Genomic DNA, 23993 nt, shown 5'->3' on the forward strand with positions numbered 1-23993 from the left:
AAAATCCCCTACCGGTTAAGCAAAGGTGATGATAGTGTTGTTTTCATTCAGTTCATTTATGCTGAAAATTCATCTTTTGAGGGACGACTATGATGTCTAAAGGCATTTCCAAGGGATTCTTTATTCTGATCCTGTTCATCGTTACCGCCGCCTTTCTCGACGTGCTGGGGCCTTACTACTCCTCGGTGCTGTGGGCGATTATTCTGGCGGTGATTTTCCATCCGGTGAAAAAGAAGCTGAAGCAGTACGTCGGCGAACGCAACGGCGTGGTGTCGCTGCTGACGGTGGCGCTGATTTGCCTGATCGTGTTCACGCCGTTGGCGATCATCGCCTCGTCGCTGGCGATGGAATTCAACGTGATCTACACCAAGCTGCAGGCCAACAACAGCCAGTTGCCGACCATGCTGGCGGACTTTATGCGTCACCTGCCCGGCTGGGCGCAGCGCTTCCTGGCGGAACATAACCTCAACAGCGCCGCCGAGATCCAAAAGCAGCTTTCCGAGGTGGCGCTCAAGGGCGGGCAATACCTGGCGGGCAGCGTCTTCCTGATCGGCAAGGGCACCTTCAACTTCGTCGTCGGCTTCGGCGTAATGCTCTACCTGCTGTTCTTCCTGCTGAAAGACGGCCCCTACCTGGTGAACCTGGCGCTCGAAGCGCTGCCGCTCTCCCAGCACGTGAAGCACCACCTGTTCGTGAAGTTCGCCGCCGTCTCCCGCGCCACCGTCAAGGGCACGGTGGTGGTCGCCGTGGTGCAAGGCGCGCTCGGCGGGCTGGCGTTTTACTTTACCGGCATCGACGGCAGCCTGCTGTGGGGCGCGCTGATGGCGTTCCTGTCGATCATCCCGGCCGTGGGCTCCGCCATCATCTGGGTGCCGGCGGTGATCTACTTCTTCGCCACCGGCATGCTGTGGAAAGCCATTTTCCTGGTGGTGTTCTTCGTGGTGGTGATCGGCCTGGTGGACAACATCCTGCGCCCGCTGCTGGTGGGCAAAGACACCAAAATGCCGGACTACCTGATCCTGATTTCCACCCTGGGCGGCATGGAGATCTACGGCATCAACGGCTTCGTCATCGGCCCCTTGATCGCCGCGCTGTTCATCGCCTGCTGGAACATTCTGTCCGGCCGCGACAGCGAGGAGAACATCGAAGAGATCGACGAAGCGTTTATCGAGGAAGGCAAGAACCATCCCGACGCGGTGGAGTAAACCTCCCGCAGCGAATCACGCAGGGGCCCAATTGGGCCCCTTTTTTTGTCTGTGGTATCCTTGCCCGGCTCACAAGGAAGAACGGGTTTCGTTATGCTTATTTTTTACGCCACGCTGGCTATCGCTTTCACTCTGCTGTGTCTGCTAGCCTTTATCTATTGCGCTTACCAGCTGTCGAAGCACGGCGACGTCAAGTTTTTGGCCTCGCTTTCGGTACTGATCTTCGCGCTGCTGGCCTTCTATGCCGCTTACGGCTACGTCAGCACCTGGCTGCAACAGCAGGCGGTCGATGTCCGGCTGTATTAGCGCGATGGGATGAAAAAGACCTGCTCCGGGTCGCCGTCATCGAGATTGTCAATTTGGCCGCTGGCGACAAACCCGGCGTTCAACAGCAGCCGCTGCATCGGCAGGTTGGAGCGATTGGTGGAGGTGAACAGCTTCGGGTGTCGGCAATGGGATTTCAATGCCGCAATCAGCGCCAGCCCGACGCCCCGGCGGCGATAGCGCTCGCCGACCATCAGCATCTCGATAAAGCCGCAGCCGAAGAAGTGATAGTGCAGCACGCCGTAGCCCATCACCACGCCCCGTTCTTCGGCAAGATAACAGATGCTCTGCCCGCACCAGGTGCGGATCTGCGCCGCGCGCTGCGGCTCACGCAAGGCAACGCTGTCGAGGGCGATCAGGGCTGCGGCATCGGTTTCAGTGGCAAGACGAACAGGCATGTTTACCCCCTCATGCTTATGGGTGACGGCGGCACCGCTTCAACGAAACGGCAACCGAAGCGGGATAACTTTTACATCCCCGCCGAATTTTGTAATCCTATTATAGAGTTACTAAAACACACGCCAAGGAAGGAAAGCATTTCCCGATGAGAATACCGCAAATCTCCGCCGCCCTGCTGTTTACCCTGCTGCTGGCGGGCTGCCAGTTCCACAAAACCGTATTCCCGCCGCCGTATCTCGGCACCCCACAAGAGATCAGCACCTACGAAGTGAAAGGGCTGACCTTCGTCACCACCGTCACCTTCAGCGGCCTTTTCGCCGAAGACCTGGTGCGCGAATACGCACAGAAACATCACTATCGCTACTATGTGGTAACGATGCGCAGCAACGGTTTTAAAGATCGGGCCGAGCGCGTGAGCGCGATGATGTATCGGTAGGCATTGGCAACATATGCCGTGAAAGAATGCCGAAAAATCCAGGTTCAGCGCAGGAAAACGCGATATGGAACATGGTAAAGCCGCAAAGTCAGGGCTGCATGAAAGTGCGGCCTCTGACTTCTGTTTAACCCAGTTACCGCCCTTTACCTTCTACTGTCACTACGGGCGAAATTCCAACGTGATAATTTGGAACGCATTATGGACCTCTGGCGTTGGCGGCTTAAGCAGACGCGCATCGGCAACCGCCTTCATGGCGGCACGGCAAAGATCCGGATCGCCACCTTCAGTTCGAACACCGACTGGCATGCCGTCCGGCGCCAGCGTGATACGCAATGTACAGCGTTGGCCTGAGTAAGTGGCGGCGTCTTTTAAATGGCGTTGAATCTCAGCTTGCACCTGGGTCATGTAATGTAATTTTTCTTTTCCCGGCGCAGACGTCTTTGGGTCACCAAGGTTGGCGAAAAGATCATCGACCTCTTTATTCGCCGGATCGTTTTGGCTGGAGGTAGTACTCTTGGCACACCCCGTTAACGTCAGCGCGGTCATCGCCGCCAATAGTATGGCAATGCCGGTTTTGTAGCCTGAATGCGTTATTTTCATATCCCTGTCCTTATGGATGATTATCAGCCGAATCAACGTTGTATTCGAAAAGATCCCCGGTGAATACTTATACAGAATTAACGCCAAACCACCAGAGACATTGTTAGTATCAAGCATCGGCATGCGGAGTATCGTGGGCCGATGATGACATGAAGCCATAGCGCCCTCACCAGGCAGTACGCCTGCGTACCCTGACCTATCGATAACCTTCGATCAATCACCCCATCAATAAATTAAGAAACTCTTAATTTTTTATCGCATTAAAAGCGTTTCAACGCTAACAATCTGGAGATTCTGCCTATAATTACTTTCCTGCTATTAAATTCATTTAAGTAACCAGGATGGTGAGTATGAAAAATAAACGACTCTTTGCCGCGCTTCTTACTGCGACTACGGTGATGTTCATAGCGGGCTGCGCTTCCAATCAGGCGATCAAAACAACGGATGGCAAGACCATTGTCACCGACGGCAAGCCTCAGGTCGATAAAGATACCGGGTTAGTCTCCTATCGAAATGCAGAAACGGGCAAAACGGAACAGATCAATCGAGACCAGATTGCAAACATGAGTGAGTTGGATAACTAAAAGGAGCTACAAATGAAAAAAACGCTTGTTCTTCCCGCGATCGCCCTGGTTGCCATCGCCGCACTGTCAGGCTGCACACGCACCAGCTACGCCATCCATACCCACGACGGTCGAACGCTCATCAGTGACGGCAAGCCGAAAGAAACCGCTGCCGGGTTGATCGGTTATACCGACGCCAATGGCGTTAAACAGCAAATCAACAAGACGGAAGTCAAAGAGGTTTCAGAGATCCCTCATTAAGGTTCCGATAACCTTAGCCAGCTAAAATCAAGGGGGCCAATGGCTCCCTTTCTACTCAAAAAACCGGCGTACTTGCCTGCATTTAACGATAACGTCGATAAACACCTGACATTTAGCGCCAACGTTCTCAGGTTTGCCATACGGATCTCTCCTTTCCCTGCATCAAGCAGCTATAATCCAAAAAGTGGAGTTTTTTGATAATGATAAGGAGGGAGTATGTATAAAACTATCTTGGTTCCCGTGGATATTACCGAGCCGGAATTAACACAGCAGGTCATCCCGCATGTCAACGCGCTCGCCAGGCTCGAAGACTCCCACGTCCATTTCCTGGCGGTGATCCCATCGCGCGCCACCTACGCCGCTTTCGGCTTTGCCGCCACAGCGGCGATAGAAACCAAAGACGAAACCATTGCGCTAGCGACCGAGGGGCTGGCAAAAGCGGCAAAAGAATTCAGCGTGCCTGAAGATAGAGTGACCACGCACGTTGCCGTCGGCGATCCTAAAGATCAGATCCTGGAACTCGCTGATGCGCTTAACGCGGAGATTATTGTGATGGGTTCCAACCGCCCTTCTGCGATCACTTATCTCCTCGGCTCCAATGCCACCGCCGTCGTCCGCCACGCCAATTGCCCGGTGCTGGTCGTGCGTGAATCGGCTAACGCCGCTCGGTGAGCCTGTCCGATACCTCACTCATATTTGAACAATAAAAAAACGGGAGCCCTAAGGCTCCCGTTCTCATTCAAACGCCAAACACCCTTACATGTGTTTAACGATAGCGTCGCCAAACTCTGAACATTTCAGCAGCTTAGCGCCTTCCATCAGGCGTTCGAAGTCATAGGTCACGGTCTTGGCAGCGATGGCGCCTTCCATGCCTTTAACGATCAGGTCAGCCGCTTCGAACCAGCCCATGTGACGCAGCATCATCTCTGCGGACAGAATGATGGAACCTGGGTTCACTTTGTCCTGGCCGGCGTACTTCGGCGCGGTGCCGTGTGTCGCTTCGAACAGCGCGCAGTCGGAGCCGATGTTGGCGCCCGGCGCGATGCCGATACCGCCTACCTGGGCCGCCAGGGCGTCGGAGATGTAGTCGCCATTCAGGTTCATACAGGCGATCACGTCGTATTCCGCCGGGCGCAGCAGGATCTGCTGCAGGAAGGCGTCGGCGATCACGTCTTTAACCACGATCTCTTTGCCGGTGTTCGGGTTCTTGATCTTCAGCCATGGGCCGCCGTCGATCAGCTCGCCGCCGAACTCTTCACGCGCCAGCTCATAGCCCCAATCCTTGAAGGCACCTTCGGTGAACTTCATGATGTTGCCTTTGTGAACCAGGGTCACGGAGTCACGGTCGTTGGTGATGGCGTATTCGATCGCCGCACGCACCAGACGCTTGGTCCCTTCTTCGGAGCATGGCTTCACGCCGATACCGCACTGCTCTGGGAAGCGGATTTTCTTCACGCCCATTTCGTCGCGCAGGAATTTGATCACTTTGTCCGCTTCGGCGGAGCCGGCTTTCCACTCGATGCCGGCGTAGATGTCTTCGGCGTTTTCGCGGAAGATCACCATGTCGGTCAGCTCAGGCTGTTTCACCGGGCTTGGGGTGCCCTGGTAGTAACGCACCGGGCGCAGGCACACGTACAGGTCCAGCTGCTGGCGCAGGGCCACGTTCAGAGAACGGATGCCGCCGCCGACCGGGGTGGTCAGGGGGCCTTTGATGGCGACGCGGTAGTCGCGGATCAGGTCCAGAGTTTCGTCCGGCAGCCACACGTCTTTACCGTAAACGTGGGTAGATTTTTCGCCGGTGTAGATTTCCATCCAGGAGATTTTACGTTCGCCGTGGTAAGCCTTTTTAACGGCTGCATCAACCACGTGGATCATGGCAGGAGTCACGTCAACGCCAATGCCGTCGCCTTCGATGAACGGGATGATCGGGTTATGAGGAACAACCAGTTTACCCTGGGCGTCAACCGTGATTTTTCTACCTTCTGCCGGAACAACTACTTTGCTTTCCATCAACCTCTCCTTCAAGCGCAATTTTGTTAATGCTTTGTAAGATGCGTGTAGATACTACTTGAATATTCGGTCCGCGCCAATCCGAAACGGATTCGGTTATAATGCGCTTATCATCCGTAATCTCAACTGTTATGAAAAAATTCTCTGTTAGAAATCACAACGTTAAACGATTCAGCAAGCCGAATGCCGCCAAACCCGCCGCGCCGAAAGGGCCGCGCCGAATTGTGTTATTCAACAAGCCCTTCGACGTGTTGCCGCAGTTCACCGACGAAGCCGGCCGCGCCACGCTGAAAGAGTACATCCCCTTCCCCGACGTTTACGCCGCCGGGCGCCTGGATCGCGACAGCGAGGGGCTGCTGGTGCTGACCAACGACGGCCAGCTGCAGGCGCAGCTCACCCAGCCGGGCAAGCGCACCGGCAAAATCTATTATGTGCAGGTCGAGGGCGCGCCGCAGGAGAGCGATCTGGCGCCATTGCGCAGCGGCGTCACGCTGAAAGACGGCCCCACGCTGCCTGCCGGGGTGGAGTTGGTGGCCGAGCCGCAGTGGCTGTGGCCGCGCAATCCGCCGATCCGCGAACGTAAATCCATTCCCACCCGCTGGCTGAAAATCACCCTGTATGAAGGGCGAAACCGCCAGGTGCGTCGCATGACGGCGCATATCGGGTTCCCTACCCTGCGCCTGATTCGCTACAGTATGGGTAATCTTTCGCTGGGTTCACTGCAACCCGGTGAATGGAAAATCATCGATTCCCTGTAGACCGATAACTGATGGAGGCGCTATGAAGAACACACTGACCGCGCTGCTGTTCACCGCACTGGCGGCCCCGCTCGCCGCCCAGGCCGCCAGCTTCGACTGCGCCAAGGCGGCAAGCCGCGATGAGCGCGCCATCTGCGCCAACCGCACGCTGAACGATCTGGACGTGCAAATGGCCACAAAATACCAATTCCTGCGCGGCCTGTTCGCCATGGGCGCGCGCGGCGCGATGCAGGACAGCCAACAGGACTGGCTGACAAAACGCCAGCGGTGCGGCGGGGATACCGCCTGCCTGCTGCAAAGCTACCGCACCCGCATCGCCGAGCTGGACGACATCTACCGGCGCATCGACAAACCGCTGTAAGGAGAGCGCATGTTCAAACCGCACGTCACCGTGGCCTGCGTGGTGCACGCCGCCGACAAATTTTTAATTGTCGAAGAGACCATCAACGGCAAAGCGCTGTGGAACCAGCCGGCCGGCCATCTGGAGGCCGACGAGACGCTGGTGCAGGCCGCCGAGCGCGAGCTGTGGGAAGAGACCGGCATCCGCGCCACGCCGCAGGCGTTCCTGCGCCTGCACCAGTGGATCGCGCCGGATCGCACGCCGTTCCTGCGTTTTTGCTTCGTTATCGAGTTGGAACAGCCGCTGCCGACCGAGCCGCAGGACAGCGACATCGATCGCTGCCTGTGGCTGAGCGCCGACGAGATTTTGCAGGCGCCCAACCTGCGTTCCGCGCTGGTGGCGGAGAGCATTCGCAGCTACCAGCAGCCGGAGCGCTACCCGCTATCGCTGGTCGGCAGCTTCGCCTGGCCGTTTTAAGGGCGCCGGGCAGCACAAGATGAACAGTGCGCCGGCGCGGCCAACGTGGTAAAATCCTGCGCTTGTTTTTATCAGCACGGTTCGTGTTCAAGTTCGTGAGATCCCCATGTCAGACAACAGCCAGAAAAAAGTAATCGTCGGTATGTCCGGCGGCGTCGACTCTTCCGTTACCGCCTATCTGTTACAGCAACAGGGCTATCAGGTCGCTGGGCTGTTCATGAAGAACTGGGAAGAAGACGACGACGAAGAGTACTGCTCCGCCGCGACCGATCTGGCCGACGCGCAAGCGGTCTGCGACAAGCTGGGCATCGAACTGCACACGGTGAACTTTGCGGCGGAATACTGGGACAACGTGTTTGAGCTGTTCCTGGAAGAGTACAAGGCCGGTCGCACGCCGAACCCGGACATCCTGTGCAATAAAGAGATCAAATTCAAAGCCTTCCTGGAGTTCGCTGCCGAAGATCTGGGGGCCGATTTTATCGCCACCGGCCACTACGTGCGCCGCCAGGACGTGGACGGCAAGAGTCGCCTGCTGCGCGGCGTCGACGGCAACAAAGATCAGAGCTACTTCCTCTACACCCTGAGCCACGAGCAGGTGGCGCAGAGCCTGTTCCCGGTCGGGGAGCTGGAGAAGCCGGAGGTGCGCCGCATCGCCGAGCAGCTGGAGCTGGTCACCGCCAAGAAGAAAGACTCCACCGGCATCTGTTTTATCGGCGAGCGCAAGTTCCGCGACTTCCTCGGCCGCTACCTGCCGGCGCAGCCGGGCCCGATCGTCAGCGTTGACGGCCAGACCGTCGGCGAACACCAGGGCCTGATGTATCACACCCTGGGTCAGCGCAAAGGGCTGGGCATCGGCGGCATGAAAGACAGCAGCGAAGATCCGTGGTACGTGGTCGATAAAGACGTGGCCAACAACGTGCTGGTCGTCGCGCAGGGGCACGATCACCCGCGCCTGATGTCCGTCGGCCTTATCGCGCAGCAGTTGCACTGGGTGGATCGCCTGCCGCTGAACGGCCCGTTCCGGTGCACGGTGAAGACCCGCTATCGCCAGCAAGACATCCCTTGCACCGTGACCCCGCTCGACGACGAACGTATCGAAGTGCGTTTCGACGAGCCGGTCTCTGCCGTCACCCCCGGCCAGTCGGCGGTGTTCTATCAGGGCGAAATCTGCCTCGGTGGCGGCATCATCGAACAGCGCCTGGCGTAATTCGCCTGCCACCCAAGAAAAACGCTGCGTTTATCGCAGCGTTTTTTTTATTCAAAATTCCACCTGCGCACCCAGTTCAATGACGCGATTCGGCGGGATTTCGAACAGGTCCGGCGCGCGCAGCGCATTGCGCTGCAACAGTTGGAACACCTTGCCGCGCACGCGCAGATACCAGGGCCGCTTGCCCAGCACCAGCGTATCGCGCGACATGAAGAACGAGGTCTCGTTCATGGTGAAGCTCATCCCTTCCAGGCCGCAGCGGTAAAGGATGTCCGTCACGTTGGGCGTCTCACGCCAGCCATAGCTCGCCACCACCCGCCAAAAGCTCGCCGACAGTTGTTCGATCGCCACCCGCTGCACGTTGTGCACGTACGGCATGTCGGTGGTGACGATGGTCAGCAACACCACGCGCTCATGCAACACCTTGTTGTGCTTCAGGTTGTGCAGCAGCACCAGCGGCACCGCGTGCGGCGTGCGCTCCATAAATACCGCGGTGCCCGGCACCCGCTTCGGCGGCGCCTTCTCCAGCGACTCGATCAGCGCGCTCAGCCCTTCCTGATTGTCGCGCAGCCGGCGGATCAGGCGCGAACGCTCGGTCTTCCAGGTCAACATGATCAGCAGAATGGTCAGCCCAAGCGCCACCGGCAGCCAGCCGCCGGTCGCCAGCTTGATCAGGTTGGCGCCGAACAGCGGTACGTCGATGCACAGCATGACAACCAGCATCAGTCCGCCCAGCGCGCGCGGCCAGCCCCAGTTTTTGACCGCCACGATGCTCAGCAAAATCGACGACAGCAGCATGGTGCCGGTCACCACGATGCCGTAAGCCGAGGCCAGGTTACTGGAATGTTTGAAACTGATAATCACGATCAGCACCGCCGCGAACAGCAGCCAGTTCACTACCGGAATGTAGATCTGCCCGGACTCCTGATCGGAGGTATAGATGATGCGCATCGGCGGCAGGTAGCCCAGCCGCACCGCCTGCCGCGTCAGCGAGAACACGCCCGAGATCACCGCCTGCGAGGCGATCACCGTCGCCAGCGTGGCGATCACCAGCAGCGGGATCAGCGCCCAGGTCGGCGCCAGCAGGAAGAACGGGTTGTTGATCGCCGCCGGATTGGCCAGCAGCAGCGCCCCCTGGCCGAAATAGTTCAGCACCAGCGCCGGCGCCACCAGCGTAAACCACGCCAGACGGATCGGTTTTTTACCGAAGTGGCCCATATCGGCGTACAACGCTTCGGCGCCGGTGACCGACAGTACCACCATGCCCAGCGCAAAAAACGACACTGCCTTGTATTCGAAGAAGAAATTCACCGCCCAGTAAGGGTTCAGCGCCCGCAGCACGCCGGGATGATGCAGAATCCCGCCGATACCCAGCAGCGCGAGCGTCAGAAACCAGATAACCATCGCCGGGGCGAACAGTTTACCGACGCTGCCGGTGCCGCGTTTTTGGATCGCAAACAGCGCGGTCAGCACCAACAGCGACAGCGGTACGATAAAGCTGTCCAGCTCTGGGGCGATAATCTGCAGCCCCTCGATGGCCGAGAGCACCGAAATGGCCGGGGTGATCACCCCGTCGCCGTAAAAGAAGCTGCCACCCACCAGCCCGATCAGTACCGCCGCCGGCACCCAGCGCGCATCCAGCTTGCGGATCGCCAGCGACATCAGCGTCAGGATCCCTCCCTCGCCGTCGTTGTCGGCACGCATCACAAAACAAATGTACTTAATGGACACCACCAGCGTCAGCAACCAGAAAATCAGCGACAAAAAGCCGTAAATCGAGGCCGGCGTCAGAGTGATGCCTTCCTCCGCCGTCAGGCATTCGCGCAGGGTATACAGCGGGCTGGTGCCAATATCGCCGTACACTACGCCGATGGCCGCCAGCGTCACCGTCGGCAGCGGCTGCTTGTTTTTTACGTGCATATTAAGATCTTTATTTGAGGGCTCACGTTGGCAGTATAGATGCAGCCGCCGCACTTTATTTGCCGCCGCAACAATAAGTTCGCGTCGCCACGCCGGCGATTTTCGCCGCCTATTTGCACAGTTCTGCGCCGCACGGCGCCTCCGCCTCGTCACGGGCGTATTAGACGCTGGGTTTACCCTCGATTTTGTGGCATGATCCGCGGCATTCGTTGTCATCGTTGTTACAGCCACGCCCGTTCGTTAACGTTCGCGGCCGCCGCCGTTACCCCTGCGATACACACAACCTTATGCAGTAAGCCATGTACCGTTCACAGCGTTTACAGGAGTAATCGTGGCGAAGAATTATTATGACATCACGCTGGCCATGGCGGGTATCAGCCAGGCGGCGCGTTTGGTTCAGCAGTTGGCCCATGAAGGGCAATGCCACCGCGAAGCCTTTCAGACCTCGCTGAAAAGCCTGCTGCAGATGGATCCGCCTTCCACGTTGGCGGTGTTCGGCGGTGAAGAACGCAACTTGCTGGTCGGCCTCGAAACCCTGATGGGCGTGCTTAACGCCAACAACAAAGGGCCGGGCGCGGAACTGACCCGCTACACCATCAGCCTGATGGTGCTGGAGCGCAAGCTCAACGCCAACAAACAGGCGATGAACACGCTCGGTGAACGCCTCAGCCAGCTCGAACGCCAGCTGGCGCACTTCGATCTTGAGTCGGACACCATCATCAGCGCGCTGGCCGGCATTTACGTCGACGTGGTCAGTCCGCTCGGGCCGCGCATCCAGGTGACCGGCTCGCCGGCTATCTTGCAGAATCCGCAGGTGCAGGCCAAGGTTCGCGCCACGCTGTTGGCCGGCATTCGCGCCGCCGTGCTGTGGCAACAGGTCGGCGGCAGCCGTCTGCAGTTAATGTTTTCCCGTAATCGTCTGTTCAAACAGGCGCAAAATATCGTTGCTCATTGTTAATCGATCCCAGGAGTTGCTACCGATGGAATTATCCTCACTGACCGCCGTTTCCCCCGTTGATGGACGCTACGGTGATAAAGTCAGCGCACTGCGCCCCATTTTCAGCGAATACGGTCTGCTGAAATTCCGCGTACAGGTTGAAGTACGTTGGCTGCAAAAACTGGCGGCCTGCGCAGAAATCAAGGAAGTTCCCGCTTTTGACGCCGACGCAAACGCTTTCCTCGACAAAATCGTCGCGGAATTCAATGAAGAAGACGCTCAGCGCATCAAAACCATCGAGCGCACCACCAACCACGATGTGAAAGCGGTCGAGTATTTCCTGAAGGAAAAAGTGGCGGCGGTGCCTGCGCTGCACGCGGTGTCCGAGTTCATCCACTTTGCCTGCACCTCCGAAGACATCAACAACCTGTCGCACGCGCTGATGCTGCAAAGCGCCCGTCAGGACGTGGTATTGCCTTACTGGCGCAAGATCATCGACGCGCTGAAAGGGCTGGCGCTGGAATACCGCGATATTCCGCTGCTGTCGCGCACCCACGGCCAACCGGCGACCCCGTCGACCGTCGGCAAAGAGTTCGCCAACGTGGCTTACCGCATGGAGCGCCAGTACCGCCAGCTGGAGCGCGTGGAGATCATGGGTAAAATCAACGGTGCGGTCGGCAACTACAACGCCCACATCGTCGCTTACCCGGAGGTGGACTGGCACCAGTTCAGCGAAGCGTTCGTGACCTCGCTCGGCATCACCTGGAACCCGTACACTACCCAGATCGAGCCGCATGACTACATCGCCGAGCTGTTCGACTGCGTAGCGCGTTTCAACACCATCCTGATCGACTTCGACCGCGACATCTGGGGCTACATCGCCCTGAACCACTTCAAGCAGAAGACCATCGCCGGTGAGATCGGTTCTTCCACCATGCCGCACAAGGTCAACCCGATCGACTTCGAAAACTCCGAAGGCAACCTGGGCCTGGCCAACGCCGTGCTGGGCCACCTGGCGGGCAAACTGCCGGTGTCCCGCTGGCAGCGCGACCTGACCGATTCCACCGTGCTGCGTAACCTGGGCGTAGGCCTGGGCTACGCGCTGATCGCCTATCAGGCCACCCTGAAAGGCATCAGCAAGCTGGAAGTGAACCAGGCGCACCTGCTGGACGAACTGGATCACAACTGGGAAGTGCTGGCCGAGCCGATCCAGACCGTGATGCGCCGATACGGCATCGAGAAGCCTTACGAGAAGCTGAAAGAGCTGACCCGCGGCAAGCGCGTGGACGCCGCCGGCATGCAGGCATTCATCGATGGCCTGGCGCTGCCGGAAGAAGAGAAAACCCGTCTGAAGGCGATGACCCCGGCCAACTACATCGGCCGCGCCACCACCATGGTCGACGAGCTGAAGTAAGCGCTTTAGTCTGACAACGACAAGGCGGCCCTCGGGCCGCCTTTTTGCTTATCATTCACCGCGCAACACCTGCAGTCGGGCTATCTGCCGCCCCTGCGCATCGAAGTTGTCCGCGCTCAGCCAGCGCGCCAGCGCCTGCCGCACCGCCGGCCAGCGATCGGCGGTGATGGCGAACCAGTCGGTATCCCGGCTGCGCCCCTTGACGATCACCGCAAAGCGGAAGTTACCCTCGTAGCGAAAACCGAAGCGCAGCGCGGCCTGGCGGGACGGCGCGTTATGGCTGTCGCACTTCCACTCGCAGCGGCGGTAGCCCAGCGTGTCGAAGGCATAGCGCAGCAGCAGTGCGATGGCTTCGGTGGCGCTGGAGCGCTGTTTCATCAACGGCGACCAGCTGACGTGGCCGATCTCCAGCACGCCGTTGGCCTCGTCGATGCGCATCAGCGCCACCGTGCCCACCGGCGCGTCGCTGGCGGCGTCGAACACCGTCAGATTGACCAGCGCCGGGTTGGCCTGCAGCGTCTCCAGATGTTGCAACATCGCCGCCGGCGTATCGGGCCGTTCGATAGACAGATAGGTCCAGTCGCGGCCGTCCGGCGCCAGTTGAAACGCCTCGAACAGCGCGGCGTAATCCCGCTGCGGCTCGAGCGGCGCCAACGAGCAGAAACGCCCGCCGAGCGTCGCGCCGCCCGGGCGGCGAGCCGGCTGCCAATCCGGCATCGGTTCCCCGACCGGCTGACCATAACGATTCATTGCCATAAACGCCCTCCTGCGATTAACGGGAATAAACGATAAACGAGCTTCTTCTGCCGATTTTGTCGTACAGCGAGCGCGCCGGCGCGTTGTACTCCTGGGTCATCCAGTAGACCCGATCGCTGCCGCGCGTCTCTGCCAATCGGTACGCCTGTTCGAACAGCTTTTCCGACACCTTGTGGCCGCGCGCCTGCGGCGACACATAGAGATCTTCGATATAACAATAGCCGACCGCGCTCCAGGTGGACGGGTGGAACACCAGGTTCATCAGCCCCAGCAGCCGTCCCTCGGCATCCTCCGCCACCAGCCCGTACACCTGTTCATCCTGCCCCAGGCGTTCGAAGGTGCGATCGGTCACCTGCGGCGCCACGTCGGCGCGGTAAAAATCGAGATAGCCCTGCCACAGCGCCAGCCATTGCGCTTTGTCGTCGCCATTGATTCTGCGGATAGTCACTTCAGGGTTGGATGGGTTCATAGCGCCTCACGGAGTAAGATATTATTTCCATTAGGGAAATAATCGGATAGCGGCAGAATACACCGCGCAGCGGCGGCGCAATACGGACCAATTCAAAACGCAGAGCAGACCAATTTTAACCGTCGCTTGCCGCCGGCAGCGCGCTGAACACCTGCGCCAACGCAGTGATAAAGCGCACGATCTCATCCGGCGTATAGGCCGAGAAGCCGAGCACCAACGCCCCGCGCTGCGGCGTACCGGTGTAGAAGTCCGCCAGGCCGTACAGCCGTATCCCCCGTTCGGCCGCCGCCACCACCAGCCGCCGCTCCGTTGCCGCATCCGCCAACGGGCAAACCAGCTGCAGCCCGCCCTGCGGCAACGCCGGACGCGTCCAGGCTGCCAGGTGACGATGCACCGCGTCGTACAACGCGTCCAGCCGCGCCTTGTACAACGTGCGCATATTGCGCAGATGCTCAGCGTAGCCGCCCTCGTGCAGGAAATGGAACAGCGTCATCTGCGCCAGCGCCGACGTGTAGCCGTCCTGAAACTGCCTGGCGGCGACCAACGGCCGCACCAGCTGCGGCGGCGCAATCATGAAGCCGATGCGCAGCCCCGGAAACAGCGTCTTGCTGAAGGTGCCGATGTACAGCGTACGCCCACCGCCGTCCAACCCCTGCAGCGCCGCCTTGGTTTGCCGGTCGTAGTTGAACTCGGCGTCGTAGTCGTCTTCGATGATCCAGGCTCGTTGCCGCTGCGCCCACTGCAGCAACGCCAGCCGCCGATCGAGACTCAGCGAATACCCCAGCGGATAGTGATGGGACGGCGTGATGTAAACGCCTCGTCCGCCGCCCGAGGCCTGCATCAATTGCCCGACATCCAGCCCCTGTTCGTCGATGCCGATCGGCCGCGCCTGCAGACCCGCCGACTGCACCAGTTTTTTCGCCCCCTGATAACCCGGTTCTTCGACGAACACCGCATCGCCGGGATCGAACAGCACCTGCGTACACAGCGCCAACGCCTGCTGAGAGCTGGTCACCACGATCACCTGTTCCGCCGTCGCCTTGACGCCCCGCTCCCGCTGCATCCCCTGACACGCCGCAGAGCGTGTTCCCTTTTATCGCGTGGGTGACAGGACGTTCACCCGCACAGTCACAGGAGTTCGCCATGCGAGTACTGGTTGTTGAAGATAATGGTTTGCTGCGCCACCACCTTTCCGTTCAGATGCGCGAGATGGGCCATCAGGTCGACGCGGCCGAAGACGCCAAGGAAGCCGATTACTTCCTGCAGGAACACGCGCCGGATATCGCCATCGTCGATCTCGGCCTGCCGGGTGAAGACGGCCTGAGCCTGATCCGCCGCTGGCGCGCGCACCAGACCAAGCTGCCGATCCTGGTGCTGACCGCCCGCGAAAGCTGGCAGGACAAAGTGGCGGTGCTGGAAGCCGGCGCCGACGACTATGTCACCAAGCCGTTCCACCTGGAAGAAGTGATCGCCCGCATGCAGGCGCTGATGCGCCGCAACAGCGGCCTGGCTTCGCAGGTGATCGTGCTGCCGCCGTTCCAGATCGATCTGTCGCGCCGCGAACTGAGCGTTAACGATCGGCAAATCAAGCTGACCGCTTTTGAATACACCATCATCGAAACCCTGATCCGCAACGCCGGCAAGGTGGTGAGCAAGGATTCGTTGATGCTGCAGCTTTACCCGGACGCCGAACTGCGTGAAAGCCATACCATCGACGTGCTGATGGGCCGCTTGCGTAAAAAAGTGCAGGCGGAATACCCCCATGAAGTGATTACCACGGTACGTGGCCAGGGCTACCGTTTTGACGCGAAGTGAACATGATGTTCAACAAGAATAAAAAACCGTTTTCGCTACGTGCACGTTTCCTGATGGCGACCGCCGGGGTGATCCTGGCGCTGTCGCTCTCTTACGGTTTGGTGGCGGTCGTCGGCTACATCGTCAGCTTCGACAAGACCGCCTTCCGCCTGCTGCGCGGCGAGAGCAACCTGTTCTTCAGCCTGGCGCAGTGGAAAGACAACAAGCTCACCATTGCCATTCCCCCCGATATCGATCTCAACTTCCCCACGCTGGTGTTTATCTATGACGATAAAGGCAACCTGCTGTGGAGCCAGCGCAAAGTGCCGGAGCTGGAGAAGCTGATCAACAAGGAATGGCTGGAAGAGGCCGGCTTTTACGAAATTGATACCGATACCCGCATCAGTAGCGAAGTGCTGGGGGACAACCCCAAAGCGCAGGATCAGCTGAAGAATTATGACGATACCGATCAGAACGCGCTGACTCACTCGGTGGCGGTCAACACCTATGCCGCCACGCCTCGCCTGCCGGCGCTGACCATCGTGGTGGTCGACAGCATTCCGCAGGAGCTGCAGCGATCCGACGTGGTGTGGGAGTGGTTCAGCTACGTGCTGTTGGCCAACCTGCTGCTGGTGGTGCCGCTGCTGTGGCTGGCGGCCTACTGGAGCCTGCGGCCGATCAAGGCGCTGGTCAATCAGGTGGGCGAGCTGGAGAACGGCGAGCGCGATCAGCTGGATGAGAACCCGCCCAGCGAGCTGCGCGGGCTGGTGCGCAATCTGAACATTCTGGTGCGCAACGAACGCCAGCGCTACACCAAGTATCGCACCACGCTGTCGGATCTGACCCACAGCCTGAAAACGCCGCTGGCGGTGCTGCAAAGCACCCTGCGCTCGCTGCGCAGCGGCAAACAGACCACCATCGAAGAAGCCGAGCCGATCATGCTGGATCAGATCGGCCGCATCTCGCAGCAGATCGGTTACTACCTGCACCGGGCCAGCATCAACTCCGGCCAGACGGTGTTGACGCGCGAGATCCACTCGGTGCCGGCGCTGCTCGACAGCCTGGTGGTGGCACTGAACAAGGTTTACCAGCGCAAAGGGGTGGCGATCACGCTGGACATCTCGCCGGAAGTGACCTTTATGGGCGAGAAGAACGACTTTATGGAAGTGATGGGCAACGTCTTGGAAAACGCCTGCAAATACTGCCTGGAGTTCGTGGAAATCACCTCGCTGCACTCCGAGAAAAACCTCACCATCGTCATCGACGACGACGGCCCGGGGATCCCGGAAAGCAAGCGCCAGTTGATCTTCCAGCGCGGCCAGCGGGTGGATACCCTGCGCCCTGGCCAGGGCCTCGGCCTGTCGGTGGCAGCAGAGATCATCGAGCAGTACGACGGCGAAATCGTCATCAGCGACAGCCCGCTCGGCGGCGCGCGCATGCAGGTGACCTTTGCCCGTCAGCACGACACCCACCACAACGAGTAAATTATGCCTCTTCGGCCCCGATCCACGGGGCCAAACTTCCGTTATAATCGCACTCAGGCTCACTCCTCTCTCCTGGAATAGAACATGGATTATCAATTAGACCTGGACTGGAACGATTTTTTGCAGCGTTATTGGCAAAAGCGTCCGGTGATTCTCAAGCGCGGCTTCAAAAACTTTATCGATCCGATCTCCCCGGATGAGCTGGCCGGGCTGGCGATGGAAAATGAAGTGGACAGCCGCCTGGTCAGCCACCAGGACGGCCGTTGGCAGGTTGCGCACGGCCCCTTCGAGAGCTTCGATCACCTGAGCGAAAACAACTGGTCGCTGCTGGTGCAGGCGGTGGACCACTGGCATGAGCCTTCCGCGGCGCTGATGCGCCCATTCCGCCAACTGCCGGACTGGCGGATGGATGACCTGATGATCTCCTTCTCGGTACCGGGCGGCGGCGTCGGCCCGCACCTCGATCAGTACGACGTGTTCATCATTCAGGGTACCGGCCGCCGCCGCTGGCGCGTCGGGGAAAAAACGCCGCTGAAACAACACTGCCCGCATCCGGATCTGCTGCAGGTAGAGCCGTTCGACGCCATCATCGACGAAGAGATGGAGCCGGGCGACATTCTCTACATTCCGCCGGGCTTCCCGCACGAAGGTTACGCGCTGGAAAACGCGCTCAATTATTCGGTGGGCTTCCGCGCACCGAACGGCCGCGAGCTGGTGAGCGGCTTTGCCGATTACGTGCTGGCGCGCGAGCTGGGCAGCAAGCGCTACGGCGATCCGGACGTTAAACTGCGCGAACACCCGGCGGAGATCCTGCCGCAGGAAGTGGACGCCTTACGGCAGATGATGCTGGATCTGGTGCAACAGCCGGAACACTTCCAGCACTGGTTCGGCGAGTTTATCTCCCAGTCGCGCCACGAACTGGATCTGGCGCCGCCGGAACCGCCGTATCAGGCCGGGGAAATCTACGAGCTGCTGCAACAGGGTGAAGCGCTGCAGCGCCTGGGCGGGTTGCGCGTGCTGCGCGTCGGCGATCGCTGCTTCGTCAACGGCGAGCTGATCGACACCGACCAGCTGCAGGCCGCAGACGCCCTGTGCCAAAACTTCAGCGTCGACGCCGCCCTGCTCGGCGACGCGGTAGACGACCCGTCGTTCCTGGCGCTGCTGACCGCGCTGGTCAACAGCGGGTATTGGTACTTTAACGACTGAGTTCTCGGGACCGTGGCTCCTGTTGAACATATATAACGGCCCGCTTATGCGGGCCTTTTCTTTGGGGTGTAAAAAGTTGGCAACACTTCGACACATGGAAACAAAATATTAATAGTTGTGAAACTGAAACGAAATAATATTGAACTACCTTTTTTATACATTAACGAAATTTCATGGACGATGAAAAATGGAAAATTACGTAATACAAGGAAAGGTCATTAAATTACTACGTATGGACTACCCCAAAGTTAATCATTTTCATACGGATATACGCTTACTTTTAGACAGAACACAAATATTGATTCAGAATACATCCTTTGAATACAGGCAATTACTGGAAAATGCAAACCAGGTAATTGAGGATAAAAGGATCCAACCATTACAGCATCGCTTAAGCGCCTATGTGGATCTCGACATATTTCCCAGCAAAAACTCAACAAGCCAGAACGAAGCCATCTTCTATCATCAGTTTTACCCCACGCTTTCCGACATCGTTAACAATAATCTATCATTTATCCAATTCATTGAAAAAATAGGAAGTGAAATAACGAGACGGTCGATCCCCGTTAGAAAAGCAAATATAAGAACTGTCCCCGATAAGGATGGAAGCTACACTGAATTCATTGATATTTCACTATTAAGCGAATCACTCTCCAACCTGCGAGAGTACGCAAAGGGAAATAGCGATGAAAACAAATTACTTCATGCTATCATTTTCGCAGTCATGTTTATGCATATCCACCCTCTGCAAGATGGGAATGGACGCGCCGCCAGAATCCTTTTTAATCTCATGCTACAAATAAAGCCGCTTAGCTACCTCCCTCTTACTGAGCTTTGTCATTTTGCACGAAGTGGTTATGTACTTAGCTTACGCGAAGCCTTTTTATTTTCCGAATGGGACAACATTATTAAGTTTTATTGTAATTGCATCCACCTGCTTTACGGTTCTGCAACGAGTGAGTTAACTAGCATGCAGTAAACATTGCATGCTACTTAGCTAATTTAATGACAATGGAGTATATATGTTAACTGAAAAAGACATTCTGTTAATCAAGACAACCACCATGACCGATACTCAGGTCGATAAAATCAGTACGCAGCGATAGCTGAGCTTGGCATGAAATAGAATTTGTTTATCAAATGATTTTCAAGAGTATGGTGTGGGCCCGCATCATACTGTAAAGAAGATTAAAGGTAAGAAGATGGAAAAAATACTATTTTTATTGAAATATTTCAACAAGTCATCAAGTTACACAGTAAAACGTCAATTTTACACTTTGATTTTAATCTCGGTGATCGCCACATTTTTATTTTCTGTGCAACCGGTAATTATGGCTTACCTAATCAATGCCATTGAGGAAAAAGAATTCAGTTTATCTCTTTCCATCATTACCCTTGCTATCAGTTATATCGCCATTATGAGCATGCGAAAGCTCTCTTCAGCATTAAATTTCATATTAATCACATCGCTACGTAATAATGTCGTGATCAACATGACTGATAATTATTTTAAAAGCCTTTTCAATTTGAAAGAAGTAAATAGCCATGAAAACACGGGAGATATCACCCAACGTTTAAATCAGGCTATAGATGAATTGACAATTTTACTGAGAAATATCTCACACAACCTACTCCCCCCTCTATTCCAGCTAGGATTCAGCATTACAATTATTTTATTATCCGGAGACTACCTCGTATCATCACTATTCTTAATTTATTTTACCCTTTACCTTCACACTAAGAAAAAATTCAACAAAAAAATCTCTGAACTTTACTCTGACTTTTACTCTACCTCGGTAAAAAAATACAGCATCATCACTGACAGCGTTAAGAACATGGAGGCTGCCAGAGTTTGCAATACATATGATTTTTTATTTAACAGGTACAAAACACTCCTTAACAAGATTGAAGATAAACATGAGGCATTACTCAAAACAGATTTCAAACTCTTACTTATTGAAGCATTACTAAGTATCTTTTTCTTCGGCTCATCGTTTTTACTTTCTCTTTATTTGGTTATAAGCAAGGGGATTACCTTAGGTCACTTTGTCATGATAGCCTCTTACATCATGTTATTGGCGACTCCCTTAGAGAACATCGGCTCCATGTATACGGCGATGCAAAAGTCCACAGCATCTTTATATACATTTATTACATCAATCAAGCCGCCGACAACTCAAAACTCTCACACCGCCGATTTACAAGACACGGCAGTTTCGATCACGCTAAGAGATGTGCAATATTCATATGATAAAAACGGGAAATATGCCATTAAAAATATGAACATTGAATTCTCGCGCGCTGGCTTTTTCACTTTAACGGGACCTAGCGGAGCAGGAAAAAGCACGTTAGCAAAATTGATTTCAGGCGAACTGGAACCTGATGCGGGAAGGATATATTTAAACAGCAGTGAAATAAATGCACTCTCAATTAAACAGCGCGCTGAAATAATTTTCCACGTCGCTCAAAATGACTATATATTTATGGACACACTCCGATTTAACCTGAAAATTGCGTGCCCAGATGCCTCTGATGAAAAACTCCTTATGGCTTTGAAACACGCACAACTCAATGACCTTCCACTTAATAATTCAACCTCGTTATTGGATCTCAGAATTGGCGACAATGGCATGACATTATCCGGAGGGCAGCGCCAGCGATTATCTTTGGCTCGACTGTTTTTACGTCACCCTAAAATTATCATTTTGGATGAAGTGACTTCATCTCTTGATATCATTAATGAAAGAGAGGTACTGGGAAACATCAAAGCCGCTTATCCATCTTCTATCGTGATTAATATCAGCCATCGACGTTCCACCTTCGATTACTCAGATGAAATCATCGTGCTGGATCAACAAGGCATTGCAGATAGGGGGGAGCTGTCCTCATTGGCTGATAGAAACATCTATATTCAATCCATTCTGCATAAAAATACATTGGACGCCGCTGTCTGAAAGAATCAATACCAACACCCCGACAGCATCAGTAGCGTAACCAGGCTCGTCATCCAATGTACCAATCATAAAGTTTTTATCCCTGTGCGCGGTAATCCGCCAGTTCCCCCGCCGCCATGCCCGCCTGCTCCGCCGCCAAGCCAATCTGCTGCCAGGTAGTGGCATCGATCGGGATGCCCTGCTCCAGCCGCGCCGCGCGGTTGGCGTCTTCCCACTCTCCCGGGACGGCGATCGGCTGTTCGCCGCTCGGCGGCGACGCCTTCACCCAACCGATAAACGCTTCGGCCTCGGCCTGCATTTGCGGGGCGTCGAACGCCTGAGGATCGAGGATCAGGGTCGTCATGCAATTGAAGATGGCGTCGCTGTCGGCTTTCAACGTGGCGTCGTGGGTGGTGCGGCCGCCGGAGAGCGCGCCGCCGAGGATCTCGCACATCGCCGCCAGCGCATAGCCTTTGTGCAAGCCGAACGGCAGCAGCGAACCGAACGGCGCTTCATGCATCACCTTCGGTTCGGCAGTTGGCTGCCCGTGTTCGTCGATCAGATAGCCCGGCGCCACCGACAGCCCTTTGTTATAGGCCACCCGGGTTTTGCCGAAGGCGATACCGCTGGTGGCAAAATCCAACAGCAGCGGCGTGCGGCCCGGCCGCGGGAAAATGGCGCAGAACGGGTTGGTGCCGAAGCGACGATCGCTGCCGCCGAACGGCGCCACCATCGGATCGCCCACCACATTGACGAAGTGAATCGAAATGAAACCGGCGCGGGCGCACTGTTCCGCCCAATGGCCGATGCGGCCGATATGGTGCGCGTTGTGCAGCGCCACCGCCGCCAGGCCCAGCTTGCCGGCGCGTTCAATGCCCAGCGCCATCGCTTCGCTGGCCACCACCTGACCGAAGCCGCGTGCGCCGTCGAGCGTCAGCACTGCGCCGGCGTCGCGCACCACCTCGGCATGCTGATTGAGCTGCAATTGCCCCTGCGCCAACGACGCCATATAGCTGGGGATCATGCCGACGCCGTGCGAGTCGTGCCCGGCCAGATTGGCCTGCACCAGATGATCGGCCACCAGCTCGGCTTCACGCGCCGTGCTGCCGGCCTGGCGCCAAATCGCCTGAACGAACTGCGCCAAATGCGGGCTGGCGATACGGTATTCGGTGCTCATCATGCGGTCCTTATGCGTGGGGAATAGGCTTCCACACTATGAGCAACGCCTTGTTACGGCAAGCGATTATGCCGATCGCAAGCGTCCTGTTTACCGCGCCCGCTCGGCGGCCAGCGCTGCGATGCGCATGATCACCGCCACCGCTTGCTCCATGCCTTCCAGGGTCACGAACTCGTGCTTGCCGTGGTAGTTGTAGCCGCCGGTGAACAGGTTCGGGCACGGCAGGCCGCGGAACGACAGCTGGGCGCCGTCGGTGCCACCACGGATCGGCTTCATCACCGGTTCGATGTCGCAATCGCGCATCGCCTGCTGCGCCAGCGCGATCACGTGCGGGTGCTCCGCCACCTGTTCGCGCATGTTGTAATAACTGTCTTCGATGCTCACTTCGATATAACAATCGCGCGGCAAGCCTTTGCCGACCTCGCGGGCGATGTCCACCATCTTGCGCTTGCGCGCCTCAAACCCCTCGCGCTCGAAGTCGCGCAGGATATAGTGCATTTCGGCGCGCTCTACGCTGCCCTTGATGCTGCTGAGGTGATAAAAGCCCTGGTAGCCTTCGGTGGTCTCCGGCGTTTCATCCGCCGGCAGCGCCTGATGAATGCGGGTGGCCAACGACAGCGCGTTGACCATCACGCCCTTGGCGCTGCCGGGGTGCACGCTGTTGCCGAGGATTTTGATCGTCACCGAGGCGGCGTTGAAGTTCTCGCACTCCAACTCGCCGACGCCGCCGCCGTCCACGGTGTAAGCCCATTCGGCGTTGAAGGCCGCCACGTCGAACAGCTGCGCCCCCTTGCCCACCTCCTCGTCCGGGGTGAAGGCGACGCGGATGTCGCCGTGCGGGATTTTGCGCGCGCGCAGGCGCACCATGGCGGTGAGGATCTCGGCGATGCCAGCCTTGTCGTCGGCGCCCAGCAGCGTTTTGCCGTCGGTGGTGATCAGGGTCTGCCCCAGCATCTGGTGCAGGATCGGGAACATCACCGGCGACAGCACTTCATCGCCGATGCCGAGCGCGATGTCGCCGCCGCGATAGTTCTCGACGATCTGCGGATTGACGTTTTTGCCGCTGAAATCCGGCGAGGTATCCAGATGGGCGATGAAACCGACCGCCGGCACCGGCCAGGCGACGTTACCCGGCCAGGTGCCCATCACGCAGCCGTGTTCGCTGAGCGACACCCGCTCGAAGCCGAGCGCGATCATTTCCTGCTGCAACGCGCGCGCCAGCTTCAACTGCCCGTCGGTGCTCGGCACATGCTTTACGTTCGCTTTGGACTGGGTGTCGAAAGAGACGTAGTTGAAAAAGCGGTCAAGTAATTTGTCCATGGT

General features: G+C 57.2%; 25 protein-coding genes and 1 pseudogene. 17 read left to right on the top strand and 9 right to left on the bottom strand.

What is annotated here, in order from left to right; genetic code table 11:
- Positions 1-89 precede the first annotated feature (89 nt).
- Together ACYF6X_RS10100 and ACYF6X_RS10105 are read left to right on the top strand one after the other, a co-directional pair.
- Positions 90-1205 carry an AI-2E family transporter gene (locus ACYF6X_RS10100; RefSeq protein ID WP_063989620.1) on the top strand — a complete coding sequence of 372 codons (1116 nt, stop codon included), beginning with the start codon at positions 90-92 and terminating at the stop codon, positions 1203-1205.
- 93 nt (positions 1206-1298) lie between these two features.
- The gene (locus ACYF6X_RS10105) at positions 1299-1511 is read left to right on the top strand and encodes a hypothetical protein (RefSeq protein ID WP_063989619.1); all 213 of its coding nucleotides are present in this window, start codon (positions 1299-1301) and stop codon (positions 1509-1511) included.
- On the opposite strand, the gene ACYF6X_RS10110 is transcribed toward ACYF6X_RS10105, so the two are convergent.
- Positions 1508-1927, bottom strand: a complete 420-nt coding sequence (locus ACYF6X_RS10110) for a GNAT family N-acetyltransferase (RefSeq protein WP_063989618.1) — start codon at positions 1925-1927, stop codon at positions 1508-1510. The genes ACYF6X_RS10105 and ACYF6X_RS10110 overlap by 4 nt on opposite strands.
- A 146-nt stretch (positions 1928-2073) precedes the next feature.
- On the opposite strand from ACYF6X_RS10110, the gene ACYF6X_RS10115 reads away from it, so the two are divergent.
- Entirely contained in the window at positions 2074-2364 is a 291-nt protein-coding gene (locus tag ACYF6X_RS10115) for a hypothetical protein (protein ID WP_063989617.1), read from the top strand.
- Between the two features lie 159 nt (positions 2365-2523).
- On the opposite strand, the gene tolA is transcribed toward ACYF6X_RS10115, so the two are convergent.
- Entirely contained in the window at positions 2524-3087 is a 564-nt protein-coding gene (gene tolA, locus ACYF6X_RS10120) for a cell envelope integrity protein TolA (protein WP_242512547.1), read from the bottom strand.
- A gap of 227 nt (positions 3088-3314) precedes the next feature.
- Between tolA and ACYF6X_RS10125 the strand changes: the two genes are divergently transcribed.
- The 3 genes from ACYF6X_RS10125 (at position 3315) to uspF (ending at position 4460) form a co-directional block, all read left to right on the top strand.
- Positions 3315-3548, top strand: coding sequence for a YgdI/YgdR family lipoprotein (locus tag ACYF6X_RS10125; protein ID WP_063989616.1), 234 nt, complete (start codon positions 3315-3317; stop codon positions 3546-3548).
- A 12-nt stretch (positions 3549-3560) separates the two neighbouring features.
- Positions 3561-3788 carry a YgdI/YgdR family lipoprotein gene (locus ACYF6X_RS10130; RefSeq protein ID WP_038877767.1) on the top strand — a complete coding sequence of 76 codons (228 nt, stop codon included), beginning with the start codon at positions 3561-3563 and terminating at the stop codon, positions 3786-3788.
- Between the two features lie 216 nt (positions 3789-4004).
- Complete coding sequence (gene uspF, locus ACYF6X_RS10135) at positions 4005-4460, top strand: universal stress protein UspF (protein ID WP_049202743.1); 456 nt, start codon at positions 4005-4007, stop codon at positions 4458-4460.
- Positions 4461-4544: 84 nt separating this feature from the next.
- On the opposite strand, the gene icd is transcribed toward uspF, so the two are convergent.
- Positions 4545-5798, bottom strand: coding sequence for an NADP-dependent isocitrate dehydrogenase (gene icd, locus ACYF6X_RS10140; protein WP_130017940.1), 1254 nt, complete (start codon positions 5796-5798; stop codon positions 4545-4547).
- A gap of 131 nt (positions 5799-5929) precedes the next feature.
- Between icd and rluE the strand changes: the two genes are divergently transcribed.
- From rluE to mnmA, 4 genes are all read left to right on the top strand, one after another.
- Positions 5930-6556, top strand: a complete 627-nt coding sequence (gene rluE, locus ACYF6X_RS10145; RefSeq protein ID WP_130017939.1) for a 23S rRNA pseudouridine(2457) synthase RluE — start codon at positions 5930-5932, stop codon at positions 6554-6556.
- A gap of 22 nt (positions 6557-6578) precedes the next feature.
- Complete coding sequence (locus ACYF6X_RS10150; protein ID WP_107226921.1) at positions 6579-6917, top strand: lysozyme inhibitor LprI family protein; 339 nt, start codon at positions 6579-6581, stop codon at positions 6915-6917.
- Between the two features lie 9 nt (positions 6918-6926).
- Positions 6927-7373 carry an NUDIX hydrolase gene (locus ACYF6X_RS10155; RefSeq protein ID WP_130017938.1) on the top strand — a complete coding sequence of 149 codons (447 nt, stop codon included), beginning with the start codon at positions 6927-6929 and terminating at the stop codon, positions 7371-7373.
- A 106-nt stretch (positions 7374-7479) separates the two neighbouring features.
- Positions 7480-8580 (top strand): tRNA 2-thiouridine(34) synthase MnmA, encoded by a 1101-nt coding sequence (gene mnmA / locus ACYF6X_RS10160; protein ID WP_130017937.1) that lies wholly within the window; start codon positions 7480-7482, stop codon positions 8578-8580.
- 51 nt (positions 8581-8631) lie between these two features.
- On the opposite strand, the gene kup is transcribed toward mnmA, so the two are convergent.
- On the bottom strand, positions 8632-10500 hold the full coding sequence (gene kup / locus ACYF6X_RS10165) for a low affinity potassium transporter Kup (protein ID WP_063989611.1): 1869 nt from the start codon (positions 10498-10500) through the stop codon (positions 8632-8634).
- 331 nt (positions 10501-10831) lie between these two features.
- Here kup and hflD point away from each other — a divergent pair, with 331 nt between their 5' ends.
- Positions 10832-11458, top strand: coding sequence for a high frequency lysogenization protein HflD (hflD, locus tag ACYF6X_RS10170; RefSeq protein ID WP_063989610.1), 627 nt, complete (start codon positions 10832-10834; stop codon positions 11456-11458).
- A 22-nt stretch (positions 11459-11480) separates the two neighbouring features.
- Positions 11481-12851: an adenylosuccinate lyase gene (gene purB / locus ACYF6X_RS10175; protein ID WP_033638215.1), complete on the top strand. Its 1371-nt coding sequence runs from the start codon at positions 11481-11483 to the stop codon at positions 12849-12851.
- Positions 12852-12902: 51 nt separating this feature from the next.
- Here purB and ACYF6X_RS10180 read toward each other — a convergent pair whose 3' ends face one another.
- From ACYF6X_RS10180 to ACYF6X_RS10190, 3 genes and pseudogenes are all read right to left on the bottom strand, one after another.
- Positions 12903-13607 (bottom strand): GNAT family N-acetyltransferase, encoded by a 705-nt coding sequence (locus ACYF6X_RS10180; protein WP_049273793.1) that lies wholly within the window; start codon positions 13605-13607, stop codon positions 12903-12905.
- Positions 13608-13623: 16 nt separating this feature from the next.
- On the bottom strand, positions 13624-14076 hold the full coding sequence (locus ACYF6X_RS10185; RefSeq protein ID WP_063989607.1) for a GNAT family N-acetyltransferase: 453 nt from the start codon (positions 14074-14076) through the stop codon (positions 13624-13626).
- A gap of 115 nt (positions 14077-14191) precedes the next feature.
- Positions 14192-15139: pseudogene (locus ACYF6X_RS10190) on the bottom strand (aminotransferase-like domain-containing protein); the annotation flags it as partial.
- 80 nt (positions 15140-15219) lie between these two features.
- Here ACYF6X_RS10190 and phoP point away from each other — a divergent pair.
- The 5 genes from phoP (at position 15220) to ACYF6X_RS10215 (ending at position 21514) form a co-directional block, all read left to right on the top strand.
- A complete protein-coding gene (gene phoP / locus ACYF6X_RS10195; protein WP_025302513.1) occupies positions 15220-15891 on the top strand; it encodes a two-component system response regulator PhoP in 672 nt (223 codons plus the stop codon).
- A gap of 5 nt (positions 15892-15896) precedes the next feature.
- A complete protein-coding gene (gene phoQ, locus ACYF6X_RS10200; protein WP_063990334.1) occupies positions 15897-17354 on the top strand; it encodes a two-component system sensor histidine kinase PhoQ in 1458 nt (485 codons plus the stop codon).
- 84 nt (positions 17355-17438) lie between these two features.
- The gene (locus ACYF6X_RS10205) at positions 17439-18560 is read left to right on the top strand and encodes a ribosomal protein uL16 3-hydroxylase (RefSeq protein WP_033638200.1); all 1122 of its coding nucleotides are present in this window, start codon (positions 17439-17441) and stop codon (positions 18558-18560) included.
- A gap of 187 nt (positions 18561-18747) precedes the next feature.
- Positions 18748-19539 carry a Fic family protein gene (locus ACYF6X_RS10210; protein ID WP_130017933.1) on the top strand — a complete coding sequence of 264 codons (792 nt, stop codon included), beginning with the start codon at positions 18748-18750 and terminating at the stop codon, positions 19537-19539.
- A 181-nt stretch (positions 19540-19720) separates the two neighbouring features.
- Positions 19721-21514 (top strand): ATP-binding cassette domain-containing protein, encoded by a 1794-nt coding sequence (locus ACYF6X_RS10215; RefSeq protein ID WP_242512546.1) that lies wholly within the window; start codon positions 19721-19723, stop codon positions 21512-21514.
- A 76-nt stretch (positions 21515-21590) separates the two neighbouring features.
- Here ACYF6X_RS10215 and ACYF6X_RS10220 read toward each other — a convergent pair whose 3' ends face one another.
- A complete protein-coding gene (locus ACYF6X_RS10220) occupies positions 21591-22670 on the bottom strand; it encodes a malate/lactate/ureidoglycolate dehydrogenase (RefSeq protein WP_130018041.1) in 1080 nt (359 codons plus the stop codon).
- Positions 22671-22760: 90 nt separating this feature from the next.
- Positions 22761-23990, bottom strand: a complete 1230-nt coding sequence (gene pepT, locus ACYF6X_RS10225) for a peptidase T (RefSeq protein WP_063989602.1) — start codon at positions 23988-23990, stop codon at positions 22761-22763.
- Between the last annotated feature and the right edge of the window lie 3 nt (positions 23991-23993).

The sequence above is a fragment of the Serratia sp. ID 25-353 genome (assembly GCF_054792795.1).